Genomic DNA, 18807 nt, shown 5'->3' with positions numbered 1-18807 from the left:
CTCCTTCGACGAGGCGGATCACATCGGGCTCGGCTTGGCGAGCAGGTCGTTGATGCGGGCGACGAAGGCGTTCCAGCCCTCGAGCGGGGAGGTGCGGCGCGCCCACACGTTCTGCATGTCGTTGCCGAAGTAGGTGTGGAAGTCGCTGCCCGAGCCGGTGAACCAGGCGGGCGGGTCGTAGACGAGGTGGTCGATCGCGTCCGCGTAGTGCGACTGCGGGATCAGCTTCGCGTAGGCCGGGTCCTGCACGACCGGGGAGTACGCCGGGATGTGACCGGCGCCCGCCCAGGAGATCGAGTTCTTCAGGAGGTAGGCGACCATCTCGTGGACGGCACGGCGCTTGGTATCGTCCGGGCTGCTCTGGTGGGGCAGCACGAAGGAGTGGGAGTCGGCGTAGGCCGCGGGCTCGCCGAACACGCCGGGGATGACGGTCATGTCGAAGGGGACGCCCTCGTTGCGGTAGCTGCCGGACTCCCAGACGCCGCCGTAGAAGGCGCCGGTGCTGCCGGTCGCGAACTCGGAGATCGCGGTGCCGCCGTCGTTGCCGGGGTTGCCGACCTCGCCGTCGATGAGCGAGAGGATCCACTCCGCCGTCTGCACGACGAGCTCCTCCTGGTACTGCATGGTCCCGCCCTCGGGAAGCTCGATCGTGCCGCCGAGCTGCGTGTAGTAGGTCGAGAACATGCGCCACTGGTTGGAGCCGTCACCGAGGTAGCCCCAGGAGAGGCCGTAGCCGCTGGGGGACTTCGCGCCGAGCTCGAGGGCGAGCTCGCGGAAGTCCTCCGGGGTGTCCGTCGGCAGCAGCAGGCCGTCGCTGCCGAGCACGCCGGCGGCGTCCGCGATGTCGGTGTTGTAGTAGAGGACGAACGGGTGGGAGTCCAGGGCGATGCAGGTGAGCTTGTCGTCCACGACCATCTTGTCCCAGATGAGCTCGGGGAAGTCCTCCTTCTTCACCCCGAACTCGCCGAGCAGGTCGAGGTCCCACTCGTCGAGCAGGCCGCCGGGCGCGTAGCCCGGGACGCGCGCGGCGTGCATGACGGCGAGGTCCGGGGCGCGGCCGCCGGAGGAGGCCATGGCGAGCTTCGTGTAGTACGGCGCGCCCCAGGCGAGCACGGTCTGCTTGACGCCGGGGGCGCCGTCGGTCGCCGTGTAGCCGTCGACGAGCTCGGTCATCGTCACGCCGTCCGGCCCGGAGAGCAGGTGCCAGTAGGCGAGGTCGCCGACGCCCTGGGCGCCGGCGCTGCCGCATGCGGCGAGGCCTCCGGTCGCGCCGAGCGCGCCGATGCCGCCGAGGCCCTGGAGCAGGCTGCGGCGGGAGACACGGGGGCTGCGTCGTCCTGCGACGCTGCGCGAGGAGCGTTGGGTCATCCTGTCCACCTCTTCGTGGGGGCGCGGCCCAGGGGCGGGATGCCCCAGGGTCCGACACCGGGTTTCAAGCGCTGCGGCCAGGAATCTACATCGTTGTAAAGTGACCGTCAACACCCCCGCGGGGCCCCTCGGCACTAGGGCCCGCGAGGATGTCAGCGCGCGGCGCCTCCCACCGGCCCGCCCACCCGCAGGTGCGGCCCGTCGACCTCGACCTCGAGCTCGCGCAGGTGCATGTAGCGCCCCGTGCCCGCGGCGTCCCAGGCGTGGAAGGCGATGACGGGCCGGCCGTCCGGGCCCACCGTGCAGGAGTCGTGGCCGGGGCCGATGAATTCCTCGTCGGTGCGCAGCAGCACGTCCTCGCCCCCGCCCGGCACGGTCCACGGACCCTCCGGCGAGCGCGACCACGCCCAGGCGGTGCGATAGCCCTCCCCCTGCCAGGAGCCGCCGGAGAACGTGAGCAGCAGGTGCTCCCCCGCGACCACGACGTGCGGGCCCTCGAGCGTGTGCCAGTCCAGGACCTGCCCGTACATGGGTCGGTCGTGGGCGAAGACCTGCCAGTCGTCGTAGGGGGCGAGCACCTCGTGGACGGGGCCGAGGGTGGTGGGGGTGAGCAGCTCGGCGCCCGCGAGGTGGGTGCCGGGCCGCTCGTGGTCCAGCACGTCCCTGGCGAGGAACAGCCACCAGCGCCCGTCGGGCAGCCGGCACGGGGACGCGTCGATCGCGAAGCGCTCGTGCGGGGTGAGGACCACGCCCTGGTCGCGGAAGGGCCCCTCGGGCACGTCGGCCCGCGCCACCCGGATCAGGTGGCCGCGGTCGTCGTGGCCGACGGAGTAGTACATCCACCAGGCGCCGTCCCGCTCACACACCTCGGGCGCCCAGTAGGACTCCCCCGACTCCGGCGCGAGCGCCTCGAGGACGTTCCCGATCCCGCGCCAGGTGACGAGGTCCGTGCTGACGGCCGCGGGCACGGCGCGGCCGTCCTCGACGGGTCCGGTGCCGTAGGCGATCCAGCCGCCGGGCACGCGGACCACGTCGGGGTCGGCGAGCGGCACGTCCCAGGCGGGGACGGCCGCGCTCATCCCTTCAGCCCGGTGGCCGCGATGCCGGCCACGAGGAAGCGCTGCAGGATGAAGAACACCAGCAGCACCGGCAGCAGGCTGATCGTCGCGGCCATGAACAACCCGCCGTAGTCGAAGGTCTGCGCCGTGAGGAACGAGGACAGGTAGATCTGCACCGTCATCGCGCCCTGCCCGTTGCCCGCGACTACGAGCGGCCACAGGAACGCGTTCCACGAGCCGATCAGCCCGAGCACGGTGAGCGCGGAGGCGAAGGGCAGCGTGTTGGGGAAGACGACGGTGAAGAAGGTGCGGAAGGAGCCCGCGCCGTCGATGTACGCGGCCTCCTCGACCTCCCGGGGGAAGCCCAGGTAGAACTGGCGGAAGAGGAACACGTTGAAGGCGCTGAACAGCCCCGGGATGATCAGGCCGCGCAGCGTCCCGATCCAGCCCAGGCTCGCCACGATGATGAAGTTCGGGACGAACGCCGTGGTCGCCGGGACCAGCAGCACCACGATGACGAGGACGAACAGCGGCTTCGCGGCGCGGTGCGGGATCCGGGCGAGGGCGTAGCCGGCGAGCGCCGCGATGAGGATCGTCAGCGAGGTGGAGACCACCGCCATGATCGCGGAGTTCTTCAGCGCGGTGAGGAACATCGGATCGGACAGCAGCTCGGGCACGCGCTGCCACTGCGGGTCCTTGGGCCACAGCGTGAAGTCGCTGGTGTAGATCTCCTCGTTGGTGGACAGCGCCGTCTTGATCATCGCGTAGAACGGGATGAGGAAGACCAGCGCGAGCACCGAGGCGATGACGTAGCGCAGGGTCAGGCCCAGGCTGCGGCGCCCGCTGCCCACGATGTGCATCTGGGCGGTCATCGCTGCACCTCCTTCGCCCCGCGCCGGCGCAGACCGAAGCGGCGGCGCCCGTCGTCGTTGCTGCCGAAGCCGACGAAGCTGGTCTGCAGCAGGCCCGCGACGACCATGATCGCCGTGAGCACGAGCGCGCCCGCGGAGCCGGTGCCGAAGTCCTGCTGGGAGCCGAGCGCGATGTTGTAGAGGTACACGAGCGGCGGCCTCGTCTCGGGGTTGTTGCCGGTGAGGTTGTAGAACTCGTCGAAGGCCTGGAAGGCCGCGATGAGCAGCAGCAGGAGCACGGCCGCGAAGGTCGTGCGCAGCTGCGGCAGGGTGATGTGGCGGAACATGCGCAGCCCGCCGGGGCTGAGGCCGTCCACCGCCGCCGCCTCGTAGAGCTGGGTGGGGATGCCCTGCAGCCCCGCGAGGAACAGCAGCATGTAGAAGCCCACCTGCAGCCACAGGCGCACGGAGACCAGCACGATCCACCAGTACGGGGAGGCGGAGAGCCACTCCGAGATCGAGGACATGCCCAGCGCCGAGAGGACCTGGTTCGCGATCCCGGACTCGAGACCGTTGAACAGGGACAGCCGCCACACCACGCAGGCCACCACGTAGCTGCACGCGGTGGGCAGGAAGAACACCGAGCGGTAGAACGCCTGGAAGCGCGGCAGCCCGTTGATGAGCACGGCGAGGCCGAGCGAGCAGACCATCGTCACGGGCACGATGAAGATCGCGAAGACGGTGAAGGTGCGCAGCGACTTCAGGAACGCCGTGTCCACGAGGAAGTGACGGAAGTTCGCCAGGCCCACGAAGTCGGTGGGCAGCACGGTGCCCTTGGCCTCGAACAGGCTCAGCAGTGCGCCCCAGATGAGCGGGACGATCGTGAAGACCAGCAGGCCCACCAGGAACGGAGTCGTGAACAGCCAGAACGCGAGGCCGTTGCCCTTGATGCGGGTGGGCCCGGAGCGGTCCGGGGACTTCCTCCCGCGGGCGTCGGCCCCGCCGGCCGCCCGACGCCGCCCGCGGCCGGTGGCCGCGCCGGTCGCCGGGGCGGAGGCCTGCGCGCTCACTTCGCGATCGCCTCGTTGCTCGCCTTCTCCGCCTTGGCGAGCTCCTCGGCGGGGTCGGCGCCGTTCTTGAGGATGTTGCTGACGGCGTCCGCGCGCGGGGTGTCCATGGCGCCGGTCCACTCGGGGGTGCCGGTCACGCCCATCTCCTTGGCCATGGTCGCGATCTCGAGGCCGTTGCCGGACTTGAGCGCCTCCGCCTGGTCAGCGGTCGCGGTGACCGGCGGGATGTGGAAGCCGTAGCTGAGGGACCAGTCCGTCTGGTGCTCGGTCTGGTCGATCCAGAGCCACTTGACGAACTCCTTGGCCGCGTCGATGTTCTCCGAGTTGCCGGCGACCTGCGCGTTCCAGCCGCCCATGAAGGCGACCTGCTTGCCGTCGGAGCCGACGGCGGGGTGCGGGAACACGCCGATGTCGTCGTGCTCCTTCTCGAGGGCGGGCAGCTCCCAGCAGCCGCCCCAGGTGATCGCGGCGAGGCCGGAGGAGAAGGCCGCCGGGTCGGTCCAGTCCGACGGCGCACCGGTGAGCAGGTTGCCGTCCTTCTTCATCTTCTGCACGGCGCCCAGGCCCTCGGCGTAGCCGGGGGTGTTGTAGGCGACCGCGTCCTTGGCCTCGTTCAGCGGCGAGCCGCCCGCGGCCCACACCATCGCCCAGTTGTTGGCGTCGAAGTTGTTGCCCAGGAACAGGCCCTTCTGCTTGTCCGTGGTGAGCTCGGCGACGGCCGAGACGAGGTCGTCCCAGGTCTCGGGCACGGAGATGCCGGCGGCGTCGAAGAGGGACTTGCGGTAGTAGAAGAGCTGCGGGTCGACGATCATCGGGATGCCCCAGATCTTGTCGCCCACGCTCACGGGACCGAGGGACGCCTCGTTGAACTGGTCCTTGACCGGCTCCACGATGTCGGTGAGGTCCACGTAGCGGCCCTGGTCGGCCTGGTCCACGGCGATCGCGTTGTTCTCGAAGACGTCCACGCCGCCGCCGGAGAGCAGGGCGGTGGAGAGCTTGGTGGCGTAGTCGCCGGTCACCCAGTTCACGGCGACCTTGGCCTTCGTGTAGTCCGCGGCGTAGGAGTTCGCGGCCTGCTGCGTGCCCTCCTCGCCGTACTGGTGGTACCACTGCGACAGGGCACCGCCGCCGCCGTCGCTGCCGCCCCCGCCGGTGAGGCCGCCGGTGTTGCCACCGCAGGCCGCGAGGCCCGCCGCCGCCATGGCCGCGCCGCCCAGGGCGAACGCACTGCGTCGAGTGATCCGATTCTTCGTGGACATGACCATCTCCCTTGATGAGCCCCAGGCCGCGGCAGTGCGGCTGCCCAGAGTTTCTCACGTTGTCATGGGTGATGGGCATCACGATCACGTCACGGCGCGTCGCGCCCGACCCCCACCACCGTGCCAACGATGGGAGAGACTGACCCGCAGCCCGTCCGCACTGCGGCATGAACGAGAGGACTCCCATGAGCACGCCTCCACGCCGCCCATCGATGGCCGACGTCGCCGCCCTCGCCGGCGTGTCGTACCAGACGGTGTCCCGGGTGCTCAACGAGCCCGAGCGCGTGCGGGAGTCCACGCAGGAGCGGGTGCGCGATGCGATCGCCGAGCTCGGCTTCCGCCCGAACCGGGCGGCACGGGAGCTGAAGACCACCCGCTCCTCGCTCATCGGCGTCATGACTGACGGCTCGGGGCTGTTCGGCCCGTCGGAGACGACGACGGCGATCGAGACCGCGGCCCGCCGTGCGGGCTACGCGGTGCTGCTGACCACCGTCGCCGGCGAGGCCGACGGCCGCGAGCTCGGCGGCGAGCTTCTCGACTCCGGCGCCGACGGCATCCTCGTGGTCGCCGGCCACGACGCGATGATCCCGGCCGTGGAAGCCGCGGCCCGATCCACGCCCGTGCTCGCCGTGACCGCGGACCCCCTCGACGTCCCCGGCGTCCGCACGATCGGTGTGGACCAGCCGCTCGGCGCCCGCCAGGTGGTGGAGCACCTCGCCACCACGGGCCGACGCAGCGTCGTCCACCTCGCCGGCCCCTCCGACTGGGCCGACGCTCGCGCCCGACGCTCGGGCTTCGAGCAGGCGCTCGAGGGCTCGGGGATCGACGGCGCCGTCATCCCGGGTGGGGACTGGTCCCCGCTCTCGGGTGCGCGCCTGACCGAGGAGCTGCTCAGGGCGGGATCGCCGCCCGAGGCGATCTTCGCCGCGAACGATCTCATGGCGATCGGGGTCATCCACGCACTGTCGCGAGCGGGCCTGCGTGCCGGGGAGGACGTCGCCGTGGTGGGCTTCGACGACGTCGTCCCCGCCGCCTTCCTGCTGCCGCCGCTGTCGACCGTCTCCCAACCGTTCGCCCTGCTGGGAAGGACAGCACTGGAGCTGCTGCTGTCGGACCTCGGTGGCGGCGCGGACGGGGCCGCGCGCCCCGACCCGGAGGGCGGGGCGGTCCCGCTCGCACCGCAGCTCGTGGTGCGCGAGTCCTCCGCCCGCTGACCCCACACCCCAGCCGACGCTCGCGACGCATCTCGCCCCGACGACGTCCGCACAGGCCATCGGGCACCACGGCGGCGCGCAGCGCGGCGCCTTCACGGATTCCTCGATGTGAACGTTGACATTCAGGTAGCCGCCTGGTTCAGTGGCCCCATGACGCACGACGCCGTGACCTCTGCCGACCATGCCGCGCCGGCCGCCCTCATCGCCGACGGGCGCGCCCATCTCGGCATCGAGCTCGGCTCGACCCGCATCAAGGCCGCCCTCGTCGACGACGCGGGCGCCGTCCTCGCGACCGGCTCCCACGCCTGGGAGAACACCCTCGCGGAGGACAACTGGACCTACGCCCTCGAGGACGCCGAGGCCGGCCTGCAGGCCTGCTACGCCGATCTCGCCGCGCAGGTGCGCGAGCGGCACGGCGCGGAGATCACCGAGCTCGCCTCGATCGGCATCTCCGGCATGATGCACGGCTACCTCGCGCTCGACGCCGAGGGCGAGCAGCTCGTCCCCTTCCGCACCTGGCGCAACACCTACACCGAGGACGCCGCCGCGGAGCTCTCCTCGACGCTCGAGCTGAACATCCCGCTGCGCTGGAGCGTGTCCCACCTGCTGCACGCCGCGCGCGGCGGCGAGGAGCACGTGGACCGCCTGGGCGCGATCACGACCCTCGCCGGCTGGGTGCACCGCCGCCTCACGGGCCGGCACGTGCTCGGCGTGGGCGACGCCTCCGGCATGTTCCCGATCGCCGCGGACGGCACCGACTACGACGCCGAGCTGCTCGAGCGCGCGGGCGGCCTCGAGGCCTTCCGCGATCGCCCCTGGTCGCTGACGGACCTCCTCCCCGAGGTGCTCGTCGCCGGGCAGGACGCGGGCGAGCTCACCGAGGAGGGCGCGCGGCTGCTCGACCCGAGCGGCACCCTGCGCCCCGGCGCCGTCGCCGCCCCGCCCGAGGGGGACGCCGGCACCGGCATGGTCGCCACGAACGCGGTGGGCGCGCGCACCGGCAACGTCAGCGCCGGCACGAGCGCCTTCGCGATGGTCGTGCTCGAGGGGCCGCTCTCCGGCCCCCGCGAGGAGATCGACCTCGTCACCACGCCCGCTGGGCACCCGGTCGCGATGATCCACACGAACAACTGCACGGGCGACCTCGACGCCTGGCTCGGGATCTTCGCGCGGTTCGCGGAGCTCTCCGGCTCCCCGGTCCCCGCGGAGGAGCTCTACTCGACCCTGTTCCGCGCGGGCGCCGAGGGCGAGGCCGACGCGGGCGGCGTGCTGAGCTACAACTACCTCTCCGGCGAGCACCAGACCGGCGTGCCCTCGGGCCGCCCGCTGCTGGTGCGCGAGCAGTCCGCCGGCTTCACGCTCGAGAACCTCATGCGGGCCCAGCTGCACGGCGCCTTCGGGGCGCTCGCGGTGGGCATGCGCGCCCTGCTCGTGGACGAGGGCGTCCAGCTCGACGTCATGCACGCCCACGGCGGCATCTTCCGCACCGCGGGCGTGGCCCAGCAGGTCCTCGCCGACTCGATCGACACCCCCGTCGCGGTCGGCGCCTCCGCCGGCGAGGGCGGCGCCTGGGGCATGGCCCTGCTCGCCGCCTACGCCCGCCGCCGCCGGCACGGCGACGGGGACCTCTCCCTCACGGACTTCCTGGACCAGGAGGTCTTCGCGGATGAGGACCAGAGCGTGCTCGATCCCTCCCCCGAGGGCGTGACCGGCTACGCCCGCTGGCTCGAGGCGTACACCGCCGCACTGCCCGTCGAGCGGCTCGCCGGCGAGACGCTCGCCTGAACCTCCCCTCCCCCGACGGGCGCACCGCGCGCCCGTCGGATCCCCCGCACGTCCTGCTACAACGTTGAAGGAGAGCCCCCGTGCCCCTCGTCCTCGCCGACCTCCCCGCGCCCGTGCGCGAGGCCGTCGCCGCCACCCGTGAGCGCGTCGCCGCCCTGCACGCCGAGCTGCCCCGCAACGGGCTCGTCGTCTGGACCGCCGGCAACGTCTCCGAGCGCGTGCCCGGCCTGCCCGCCGACCTCCCGGGCCTGTTCGTCATCAAGCCCTCCGGCGTCTCCTACGACGACCTCACCTCGGAGTCGATGGTCGTGTGCACCCTCGACGGCGCGAAGATCGAGGACGGCACGCCCGACTCGCTCTCGCCCTCCTCGGACACCGCCGCCCACGCCTACGTGTACGAGCACCTCGACCACGTGGGCGGCGTCGTCCACACGCACTCCACCTACGCGACCGCCTGGGCGGCGCGCGGCGAGGAGATCCCCTGCGTGCTCACGATGATGGGCGACGAGTTCGGCGGCCCGATCCCCGTCGGCCCCTTCGCCGTGATCGGCGACGACTCGATCGGCCGCGGCATCGTCGAGACCCTCCGCGGCTCCCGCTCCCGCGCCGTGCTCATGCAGAACCACGGCCCCTTCACGATCGGCTCCGACGCGAAGGACGCGGTCAAGGCCGCCGTCATGTGCGAGGAGGTCGCCCGCACCGTGCACGTCTCCCGCCAGCTCGGGGAGCCGCTGCCGATCCCCCAGGATCTCGTCGACTCCCTCTTCGACCGCTACCAGAACGTCTACGGCCAGAGCGCCGCGACCCCCGCCGACGACCAGCCCCAGGAGGCCTGAGCACCATGCAGAACCCCTTCGAGACCCGCGAGATCTGGTTCCTCACCGGCAGCCAGGGGCTGTACGGCCCCGAGACCCTCGACCAGGTCGCCGAGCAGTCCCGCACGATCGCCGAGACCCTCGACGCCGCCTCCGACATCCCCGTGAAGGTCGTCTGGAAGCCCGTCCTCACCGACCGCGACGCGATCCGCGAGGTCGCGCTGGCCGCGAACGCGGACCCGGCCTGCGTCGGCGTCATCACCTGGATGCACACCTTCTCCCCCGCCAAGATGTGGATCCAGGGCCTCGACGCCCTGCGCACCCCGCTGCTGCACCTGCACACGCAGGCGAACGTCGCCCTCCCCTGGGGCACGATCGACATGGACTTCATGAACCTCAACCAGGCCGCCCACGGCGACCGCGAGTTCGGGTACATCGCCACGCGGCTCGGCGTGGACCGCAAGACCGTCGTCGGCCACGCGAGCGACGCGGGCGTGCAGGCGAAGGTGGGCCGCTGGGCCCGCGCCGCGACCGGCTGGGCGGAGATGCACTCCCTGCGGCTCGCGCGCTTCGGCGACAACATGCGGGGCGTCGCCGTCACCGAGGGCGACAAGACCGAGGCGGAGCTGCGGCTCGGCGTCTCCGTGAACACCTGGGGCGTCAACGACCTCGTCGCCGTGGTCGACGCGATCGAGGACTCCGCGGTCGACGCCCTCGTCGCCGAGTACGAGGAGCTCTACGACGTCGTCCCCGAGCTGCGTGCCGGCGGCGTGCGCCACGAGTCGCTGCGCTACGGCGCCCGCCAGGAGCTGGGCCTGCGCCGCTTCCTCGAGGAGGGCGGCTTCGGCGCCTTCACCACGAACTTCGAGGACCTCGGCGGGCTGCGCCAGCTGCCCGGCCTCGCCGTGCAGCGCCTCATGGCCGACGGCTACGGCTTCGGCGCGGAGGGCGACTGGAAGACGGCGATCCTCGTGCGGGTCGCCACCGTCATGGGTCACGGCCTGCCCGGCGGCGCCTCCCTCATGGAGGACTACACCTACGAGCTCACCCCCGGGAAGGAGAAGATCCTCGGCGCGCACATGCTCGAGGTCTCCCCCTCCCTCACGACCGCCCGCCCCTCGCTCGAGATCCACCCGCTCGGGATCGGGGACCGCGAGGACCCGGTGCGCCTGACGTTCTCCGCCGACCCCGGCCCCGCGGTCGTCGTCGCGCTGTCCGACATGCGCGAGCGGTTCCGCCTCGTCGCGAACGTCGTGGAGGTCGTCGAGCCCGACGAGGAGCTCCCGAACCTGCCCGTGGCCTGCGCGGTGTGGGAGCCCGCCCCGGACTTCGCGACCTCCGCCGAGTGCTGGCTGACGGCCGGCGCCGCCCACCACACGGTCATGAGCTCCGCGGTGGACCTCGAGACCTGGGAGGACCTCGCGACCATCGGCGACCTCGAGCTCGCGATCATCGACGAGACCACCACGGTGCGCTCCTTCGCCCAGGAGCTGCGCACCAACCAGGTCTACCACCGCCTCGCTCAGGGCTTCTGACATGGCCTTCTCCGCACCGGGCCGCAGCTGGTCCGGGACCGTCGACTACGGCCCCGGCCCGCTGCACTCCCCCGCCTCCGTCGCCGAGCTGCAGCAGCTCGTGGCCGCCTCGCCGCGACTCCGGGCGCTCGGCACCCGCCACTCGTTCTCCGAGGTCGCGGTCTCGAGCGGTCCGCTCGTCACCCTCGCCCGGATGCCGGCGGACATCGAGGTCGACACCGCCGCGCGCACCGTGCGCGTGGGGGCGGGGGTCCGGTACGGGGAGGTCGCCGTCGCCGCCCACGAGGCGGGGCTCGCGCTCGGCAACATGGGCTCGCTGCCGCACATCTCCGTGGGCGGCGCGAGCGCGACCGGCACCCACGGCTCCGGGGACGGCCACCGCTCGCTCGCGAACGCGGTGCGCCGCATCGAGCTGGTGACCGCGGGCGGGGACCTGCTCACCCTGGACCGCGAGGCGGATCCGGAGGTGTTCGGCGGGGCCGTGCTCGCGCTCGGCCTGCTCGGCGTGGCCACGCACCTCACCCTGGACCTCGTCCCCGCCCACGACATGGCGCAGACGGTCCACCTCGACCTCCCGGCCGCGGCGCTCGCGCAGGAGGAGCTCTCCGCGATCCTCGGCGCGGGGAACAGCGTGAGCCTCTTCCACCACTGGGACGGGACGATCGCGCAGGCCTGGGTGAAGCGTCGGCTCGGCCCCGAGGGACAGCCCGCGCTGCCCGAGCGCTGGCACGGCGGGACCCGGGCCCCGCGGCCCGTGCACCCGCTGCCCGGCATCGGCGCGGAGCCCTGCACCGACCAGAGCGGCGAGCCGGGGCCCGCGCACGAGCGGCTGCCGCACTTCCGTCTCGCCTTCACCCCCTCGAGCGGGGAGGAGATCCAGTCGGAGTACTTCGTGGCCCGGGAGGACCTCGCGGCCGCGCTCGCGGCCGTCATGCCGCTCGGCGAGCGGATCCGGCCGCTGCTGCACGCCTCCGAGGTGCGCACCGTCGCCGCGGACGAGCTCTGGCTCTCCCCCGCCCATCACCGCGACAGCGCCTGCGTCCACTTCACGTGGAAGCAGATGCCGCGCGAGGTCGCCGCGCTCCTGCCGGAGATCGAGGAGCGCCTGGCGCCCTTCGCCCCGCGCCCGCACTGGGGCAAGGTCTTCACGACCGACCCCGCCGTGGTGCGCGACCGGTACCCGCGGCTCGCGGACTTCCTGGCGCTGCGCGACCGCCTGGATCCCGGCCGCACCTTCGCCAACGACTTTGCCGACCGTCTGCTCGGGGAGTGACATGACCGTATCGACCGCCGCCGTCCCGCCCCGCGGCTGGAACTCCTGGGACTCCTACGGGACCACCGTCACCGAGGAGGAGGTGCTCAAGAACGCCCGCTTCCTCGCCGAGCACCTGCTCCCCCACGGCTGGGACACCATCGTCGTCGACATCGACTGGGCGGATCCGTCGGCCCGCTCCCACGGCTACAACGCGGACGCCCCGCTGGTCATGGACGGCCACGGCCGTCTCCAGCCGGACCCGGGCCGCTTCCCGAGCGCCGCGGGCGGCGCCGGCTTCGGCCCGCTCGCCGAACAGATCCACGCACTCGGCCTGCGGCTCGGCATCCACGTGATGCGCGGGATCCCCCGCCGCGCCGTCGCCGCGGACCTCCCCGTGGCCGGCTCCGCGCTCACCGCCGCGCAGATCGCGGATCCGACGAACGCCTGCGAGTGGAACCCGGACATGGTCGGCATCGACCACTCGGTGCCCGGCGCGGGCGCCTACTACGACTCCGTGCTCGCGCAGTACGCCGCGTGGGGCGTCGACTTCCTCAAGGTCGACGACATGCTCTGGCCCTACCAGGCCTCGGAGATCGAGGCCTTCGCCGCGGCGATCGCGCGCAGCGGCCGGCCGATGCAGCTGAGCCTCTCCCCCGGCCGGGACCTGTCCCTCACCCGCCTCCCGCACCTGCGTGAGCACGCGACCATGTGGCGGATCTGCGACGACCTCTGGGATTCGTGGGAGGACGTCGAGGCGAACCTCGCGCGCTTCGCCCGCTGGGCCCCGCACGCCGGCCCGGACGGCTGGCCCGACGGCGACATGCTGCCGCTGGGCCGGATCGGACTCCGCGCCGAGCGCGGGGAGCCCCGCGACGACCTGCTCACCCCGGAGGAGCGCCGCACCCTGATGACCCTCTGGGTGATCGCCCGCTCCCCGCTCATGGTGGGCGGGGACCTGCCCACCTCCGATCCCGCGACGATCGCCCTGCTCAGCAATGCCGAGGTGCTCGCCGTGCAGACGGAGGCGACCGCGAGCCGGGAGGTGTTCCGCGAGGACCCGCTCGTGCTGTGGACGGCCGACGCCGCCGACGGCCGCACCTGGATCGCCGCGTTCAACGTGGGCGAGGAGGAGCTCGAGGTGTCGCTCGACAGCCAGGACGTGGGCCTGCCCGGCCGCGACCTCGGCGAGGTCACCGACCTGTGGAGCGGGGAGCCGGCGCCCCTGCGGGAGGTGGCCGTGCAGTCCAACGACGCCCGCGGCGTCGCCCCCGGCTCCACCGCGATCGACGTGCGGATCCCCCGCCACGGCGCGGTGCTGCTGCGGCACGTGCCGCGGGGCTGAGGCCGGGGCGGCTCAGGCGAGCGGTTCGCGGGCCTCCGCTCCCGATCGCGCCGGATAGATCATGCCCGTGGCCCGGGCGACGGCGACCGCATGGCCGAGGTCCAGCTCCTCGAAGATCAGCGCGTCGAGCAGCAGCCGCTCGTCGACCGCCGTGCCCGCGGCGACCAGCCGACGGACGGCATCCGGATCGACCTCCTGCTCCTCCCGGGGGTCGTCCTCACGCTGGTGGTCCATCGCGGCGACGGCCACCGCCTCGCCGACGGCGTCGAGCTGCTCGTCCTCCCGGAAGCCGCCCAGCAGGGGGATCCGCGCAACCCCGTCGTCCACGGGATGCTCGGCGCTCCACCACGCGCCGTCCTCCCACCAGAGCACGAAGCCCAGCCAGGACTCCGCCTGGCCGTCGTCGCGGGTGCGCGTGACGTCCGCGACCCAGGCCGGCAGCCCCTCGAGCAGGTCCACCTGGCCGACCGTGCGGGAGTAGTCACGGTCCACGCCCAGGACCACCGCTCGGTCACCGGCCAGCAGCACCACCTGCAGCCAGCTGCCCCCGCCGTCCTCCCACATGAGCCCATGACGCTCCACGCGAGAACGCATGTCCGGACCGAGCATCGCCGCCTCGATCATCAGGTCGAGGCGGGCATGGGACAGCAGCTCGGAGAGCGTGCACAGGTCGCGACGGATCACGGAGGACATGGCGCCATCGTAGGAGCCACCACCTCCGTCAGGGCCGCGGCGCGGTGAACGTGGTGACCGAGCGCGGAGCGAGGGTCACCGTGCCGCGGGCGGCGCCGTCGTCCCCTCGGTGCAGGACGACCGCCTCCCCCTTCGCGAGCGCCTCGTCCTCGGAGGTCCGCCAGGGCGTCAGCCGGAGCTTCGGGGAGCGCACGGGGACGGCGATCTCCACGGCCTGCTCGCTCGCGGACTCGTTGATCGCGACGACCACGAGCTTGCCGGTCTCCTCGTCGAGGTAGGCGGAGGCCCGGACCTCGACCACGCTCGCCGGGGTCCAGGCGAGGGCCTCGGCCTGGGTCATGCCGTCCGGGACGAGGAGGTCGATGATGTTCGGGTCCTCGTGGCCGTCGGAGCCGCCGCCGAAGTTCCAGTCCGTCGCCTCCCGAAGCACCTCGCGCACCCGCAGGGAGTCGGACTCCGCGTTCCCCTCCGAGCCGGTGACGACCACCTGGATCGCCCAGCCCGGCTGCATGTCGCCGAGGAACGCCTTGGGCACGCGGATCGTGAGCGTGTCCCCCGCGACCTGCTGTGCGTCCTCGAGCGCGACGAAGAGCCGCTCCTGCATCTCCGGGGAGACCTTCGCGGCGACGTCGGCCGCGATGACGTCGGTGCGCCCCGAGGCGAGGACGGCCCGGTCCCAGGCGAAGCCCTCGGCGACCCGGGCGCGGCGGCCGGGAGGAGATCGGTGAAGCCGCCCTCGGCCCTCGCGTCGACGTAGAGGTCGATGTTCACGAGGTCGTGGCCGACGGGCGACCCGCCCCAGGGGTCCACGAGATCGGCTCCGAGCCGGACGGCGACGAGCACGTCCTCGCCGTCGTCGATCATCTCGACCGAGCGGAGGTCGAAGGTGCCCGGCGCGAAGACGGCGTTCCCGGGATAGGTGACGTAGCCCGGGCCGGTGTCGTCCCCGGCGGGGTCCTCGACCCTCAGGATCCGCTCCCCCGTCGCCGTGCCCGCGGTGATCTCGGGGCGCACGAAGGGGACGGAGGCCATGACCCCCTCCTGCGGTGCGGACTCCGTGAGCGCGATGTCGATCCGGCGCGCGCCGGGGCGGAGGAAGCGACTGTAGTTCCCGAGCGCCCAGAGCCGTCGTGTCTCCTGCACCGCCTCCTCGTCGCCCGACTCGACGTAGTCGGTGTAGAGCAGGCCGTCGTGGTAGTCGTAGCGGCTCACGGCGATCCAGTACTGCCAGCTCGTGGCGCCGGCGAGCGTGAGATCGGCGTGGACGGTGCGGGCGAGCACGAGGGCGGAGTCCATGCCGGCGTCGCGCCCGCCGACCATCTCGCACCACTCGGTCATGGCGAGCGGGACCTCGGGGTGCGCGGCGAGGTGCTCCGCCGCGAACGTGCGCTGCTCGTCGGTGGACCAGTACGAGTGGGTCGCGAGCTCCCCGAGGCCGGCGCGGAGGTCGGGGTCCTCGAGCAGCACGTCCGCATAGGACTGCCCGGAGTAGAGCGCCTTGTACTCGCCGGACTCGGGGGCGGAGACGACGGTGTCGAGGTCGCTGTCCGCGAGGGCGTGGACGACCGCGGCGGTGAGCTCGTGGACCTGCTCGGGCTCGTAGTGGCATCCCTCCTGGCCCGGTCCGTCCCAGGTCCACTGGGGCTCGTTGATCGGGCTGAGAGTGCGGAAGGCGATGCCCTCCTCGTCACGGAAGTGCCGGAGCACGTCGAGGAGGTAGGCGACGAACTCCTCGTGGTGCTCGACGGGGAGGTTCGCGGTGCCGGGGTCGCCGTAGGTGTGGCCGTTCGCGGTGAGCCGCCGGGGCGGGGAGTTCACGAAGGCGATGAGATCCTCGACGCCGTGGTCCGCGGCGGCGCGGAGGAAGCGGCGGGCGGCAGCGTCGCGGCTCCAGTCGTAGGTGCCGGGTCCGGTCTCGAAGCCCTCGGCGGTGCGCCAGGGATCGGTGATGGTCTCATCGGTCCCCCCGCCGATGTTGTAGCGGTACTGGGACAGGCCGATCCCCTGGCTGCGGGAGAAGAGGAAGCGGGCGACCTCCTGGCGGCGCGGCGCGTGCCACGCGCCGAGCTTCTGCGCCCACCAGGCGCCCGAGGCGCCGAAGCCCTCGATCCGCTGGTGGCGGACGGTCGGGTCGATCGTGATCGTATAGGCCGGCGCGGCGGGAGCGCCCTCCGCGCGGGCGGTCCCCGTTCCGCCGACGGCGCCGACGGCGACCCCGGCGACGACGGAGCCGGCCAGCATCGCACGCCGGGTGGGGCGGACGAGACCGGGGCGGTGGATCGGGGAGCGAGCGCTCCACGGCGTGGGGGATGCGGTGGACATGGCGCCTCGTCTCCTGGTGCCGCACGTCGTCGAGCGGCTTTTGGTGACCCTTAGGGTAAGGGCGCCGCAATGCGAAGTCCAGACATCCTCGCCATCCGGCCACACCCCTTCCCATCCCGCGTCGGCCCGGCTACGGTCGACCCACCGCACTTCTTTCGAGGGGTGCGATAAGGGTGACCGGAGCACGCGGACGTGCCCGGCGCCCGTCGGCCCCGCGACCGCGCCGGCCGCTCCCGCACGACTCGACGAGGAGTCCCCGTGCCCGCTCCCCTACCTCCCCTCCCCCGCCGCCGCATGCTCCCCCGCCGGCGCAGCGTCCTGACCGCCGCCCTCGCGGCGCCGCCCCTGGCCGCGCTCGCCTCCGCCCCTGCTCTCGCCGAGGGCACGACCGCTGAGGAGGACGCCGACGCTCGCACCGCGTTCACGCCCGGCGAGCCCTGGCTCGACACCGCCGGCAACGTCATCCAGGCGCACGGCGGCCAGGTCGTCGTCTCCGATGACGCGGAGGGCCCGCTCTACCTCTGGTACGGCGAGGACCGGACCAACGGCTACGGCTCCTCCCCCGGCGTGCACGTCTACACCTCCCGCGACCTCTACTCCTGGACCGACGAGGGCCTCGCCCTGCGCGCCCTCACCACCGCGGAGGAGATCGACACCGACCCGTACTTCACGGCGCTCTACGAGGGGTACACCGAGGAGCAGAAGGCCGCCGTCGTGCGCGACCTGCAGACCACCGCGACCCCCGGCAGCAACGCCCCCGCCGCGATCCTCGAGCGTCCCAAGGTGCTCCGCAACGCCGCGAAGGGCACCTGGGTCATGTGGGTCCACGCCGACGGCCCCTCGGAGACCTCCACCGCCCAGTACGCGAAGGCCCGCGCCGGCGTCGCCGTCTCCGACTCCCCCACCGGCCCGTTCCGCTGGATCGACAGCTACCGCCTGCACCACGCCCCCGAGGGCGAGCCCGACTGGCAGCCGGACAACCCCGGCATGGCCCGGGACATGACCCTCTTCCTCGACGACGACGGCACCGCCTACATCATCTACTCGAGCGAGGAGAACTACTCCCTGTTCATCTCGAGGCTCGACGCGGACTTCACCCAGCTCGCGACCCCCGCGGAGGACGCCGTCAAGGGCGTGGACTTCATCCGCCCCTACATCGGCGCCCACCGCGAGGCCCCGGCCCTGTTCAAGCGCGCGGGGACCTACTACCTCATCACCTCCGGCGCCACCGGCTGGGACCCCAACCCCGCGAGCTACGCGACCGCGACGGAGATCCTCGGCGAGTGGACCGACCACGGCAACCCCGTCACCGGGGACGGCGCCGCAACCACCTTCCGCTCCCAGTCCACGAACGTCATCCCCGTGGACCCCGAGCGCGGCACCTACATCTACATGGGAGACCGCTGGACCCCCTCCGACCTCAGGAACGCGCCGTACATCTGGCTGCCGCTGCGCTTCGGCGAGGGCACGCAGACCTCGCTCGTGTGGGAGGACTCCTGGCGCTGGGAGGACCAGCCCGCCCAGCCCGCCTTCACCGTCGACGTCGCCCTGCCGGGGTCCGTGCGGATCGGCGAGACGCAGCGCCTCCCCCGCCACGGCACCCTCCGCCTCGCGGGCGGCACGAGTGAGAAGCGCAAGGTCACGTGGGAAGCGAGCCTCGACCGCCCCGGGAAGGTCGCCGTCACGGGCACCCTCTCCGGGTCCGAGGGCCTCACCGTGCGCCGCGAGGTGCTCGTGGTCCCGCAGCACATGGTCTACCTCGTGAACGCGGGCGGCGAGGAGACGAGCGACTACCTCGCCCTGCGCGAGCACGCCCGGGGTCGCGGCCTGCGGAACTCCGTCGCGGACCAGCCCTACGGCGCGGATCCGGCCACGGGGAGCGTGTGGGGCTACGAGGGCCGCTCGAAGAGCGCCGGCAGCGGCACCGACTCGATCGACCGCACGCTGCGCTACGCCACGGACCACGACGACCTCACGTACCGCTTCGCGAACCTGCCCGCCGGCTCGTACACGGTGCACGTGGGCTACTACGACCCGTGGCCCTGGGCGAACCGCGCCGCGCAGGTGAGCATCAACGACGAGGTCGTCGCGGCCCAGCAGCTGTTCACCGCGACCCCGGAGGCCGCGGCCTACGGCGGGGTCGAGGTGGGCGACGCCGGGGAGATCCGCCTCGTCCTGCATCCCACGCGCTCGCCCGACGTGCAGGTCAGCTGGGTGGCGGTCGTCGCCGAGTGACGGGA

The 18807-nt window shown here is 72.7% G+C and carries 14 protein-coding genes and 1 pseudogene; 7 read left to right on the top strand and 8 right to left on the bottom strand.

The window, feature by feature from the left end:
- Positions 1-18: 18 nt before the first annotated feature.
- The 5 genes from ABD080_RS06275 to ABD080_RS06255 all read right to left on the bottom strand — a co-directional run bounded on the left by ABD080_RS06275 (position 19) and on the right by ABD080_RS06255 (position 5606).
- Positions 19-1368: an extracellular solute-binding protein gene (locus tag ABD080_RS06275; RefSeq protein WP_343904066.1), complete on the bottom strand. Its 1350-nt coding sequence runs from the start codon at positions 1366-1368 to the stop codon at positions 19-21.
- Between the two features lie 152 nt (positions 1369-1520).
- The gene (locus tag ABD080_RS06270) at positions 1521-2447 is read right to left on the bottom strand and encodes a glycoside hydrolase family 43 protein (RefSeq protein ID WP_343904065.1); all 927 of its coding nucleotides are present in this window, start codon (positions 2445-2447) and stop codon (positions 1521-1523) included.
- Positions 2444-3298, bottom strand: a complete 855-nt coding sequence (locus tag ABD080_RS06265; RefSeq protein ID WP_343904064.1) for a carbohydrate ABC transporter permease — start codon at positions 3296-3298, stop codon at positions 2444-2446. Before ABD080_RS06265 ends, ABD080_RS06270 begins: the two co-directional genes overlap by 4 nt.
- Positions 3295-4347, bottom strand: a complete 1053-nt coding sequence (locus ABD080_RS06260; protein WP_343904063.1) for a carbohydrate ABC transporter permease — start codon at positions 4345-4347, stop codon at positions 3295-3297. The genes ABD080_RS06265 and ABD080_RS06260 overlap by 4 nt, the downstream gene beginning before the upstream one ends.
- Positions 4344-5606 carry an ABC transporter substrate-binding protein gene (locus ABD080_RS06255; RefSeq protein ID WP_343904062.1) on the bottom strand — a complete coding sequence of 421 codons (1263 nt, stop codon included), beginning with the start codon at positions 5604-5606 and terminating at the stop codon, positions 4344-4346. The genes ABD080_RS06260 and ABD080_RS06255 overlap by 4 nt, the downstream gene beginning before the upstream one ends.
- Positions 5607-5791: 185 nt before the next feature.
- Between ABD080_RS06255 and ABD080_RS06250 the strand changes: the two genes are divergently transcribed.
- The 6 genes from ABD080_RS06250 (at position 5792) to ABD080_RS06225 (ending at position 13552) form a co-directional block, all read left to right on the top strand.
- Positions 5792-6820, top strand: coding sequence for a LacI family DNA-binding transcriptional regulator (locus ABD080_RS06250; RefSeq protein ID WP_343904060.1), 1029 nt, complete (start codon positions 5792-5794; stop codon positions 6818-6820).
- Positions 6821-6970: 150 nt separating this feature from the next.
- Positions 6971-8605 carry a xylulokinase gene (locus ABD080_RS06245; RefSeq protein WP_343904059.1) on the top strand — a complete coding sequence of 545 codons (1635 nt, stop codon included), beginning with the start codon at positions 6971-6973 and terminating at the stop codon, positions 8603-8605.
- 80 nt (positions 8606-8685) lie between these two features.
- Positions 8686-9441 (top strand): L-ribulose-5-phosphate 4-epimerase, encoded by a 756-nt coding sequence (locus ABD080_RS06240; RefSeq protein WP_343904057.1) that lies wholly within the window; start codon positions 8686-8688, stop codon positions 9439-9441.
- Between the two features lie 5 nt (positions 9442-9446).
- Positions 9447-10955: an L-arabinose isomerase gene (gene araA / locus ABD080_RS06235; RefSeq protein WP_343904055.1), complete on the top strand. Its 1509-nt coding sequence runs from the start codon at positions 9447-9449 to the stop codon at positions 10953-10955.
- Position 10956: 1 nt separating this feature from the next.
- Complete coding sequence (locus tag ABD080_RS06230) at positions 10957-12228, top strand: FAD-binding protein (protein ID WP_343904053.1); 1272 nt, start codon at positions 10957-10959, stop codon at positions 12226-12228.
- A gap of 1 nt (position 12229) precedes the next feature.
- The gene (locus ABD080_RS06225) at positions 12230-13552 is read left to right on the top strand and encodes a glycoside hydrolase family 27 protein (protein ID WP_343904051.1); all 1323 of its coding nucleotides are present in this window, start codon (positions 12230-12232) and stop codon (positions 13550-13552) included.
- A 12-nt stretch (positions 13553-13564) separates the two neighbouring features.
- Here ABD080_RS06225 and ABD080_RS06220 read toward each other — a convergent pair whose 3' ends face one another.
- From ABD080_RS06220 to ABD080_RS06210, 3 genes and pseudogenes are all read right to left on the bottom strand, one after another.
- Positions 13565-14245 (bottom strand): hypothetical protein, encoded by a 681-nt coding sequence (locus ABD080_RS06220; RefSeq protein WP_343904049.1) that lies wholly within the window; start codon positions 14243-14245, stop codon positions 13565-13567.
- Positions 14246-14273: 28 nt separating this feature from the next.
- Positions 14274-14585: a glycoside hydrolase family 30 beta sandwich domain-containing protein gene (locus tag ABD080_RS06215; protein ID WP_343904047.1), complete on the bottom strand. Its 312-nt coding sequence runs from the start codon at positions 14583-14585 to the stop codon at positions 14274-14276.
- Positions 14586-14621: 36 nt separating this feature from the next.
- Positions 14622-16486, bottom strand: a pseudogene (locus ABD080_RS06210) (glycoside hydrolase); the annotation flags it as partial.
- 339 nt (positions 16487-16825) lie between these two features.
- Here ABD080_RS06210 and ABD080_RS06205 point away from each other — a divergent pair.
- Positions 16826-18802: a glycoside hydrolase family 43 protein gene (locus tag ABD080_RS06205; protein WP_343904043.1), complete on the top strand. Its 1977-nt coding sequence runs from the start codon at positions 16826-16828 to the stop codon at positions 18800-18802.
- Positions 18803-18807 lie beyond the last annotated feature (5 nt).

Source organism: Brachybacterium rhamnosum (genome assembly GCF_039526185.1).
GTDB classification, from domain to species: domain Bacteria; phylum Actinomycetota; class Actinomycetes; order Actinomycetales; family Dermabacteraceae; genus Brachybacterium; species Brachybacterium rhamnosum.
This window is presented reverse-complemented; position numbering and strand designations above follow the sequence as displayed.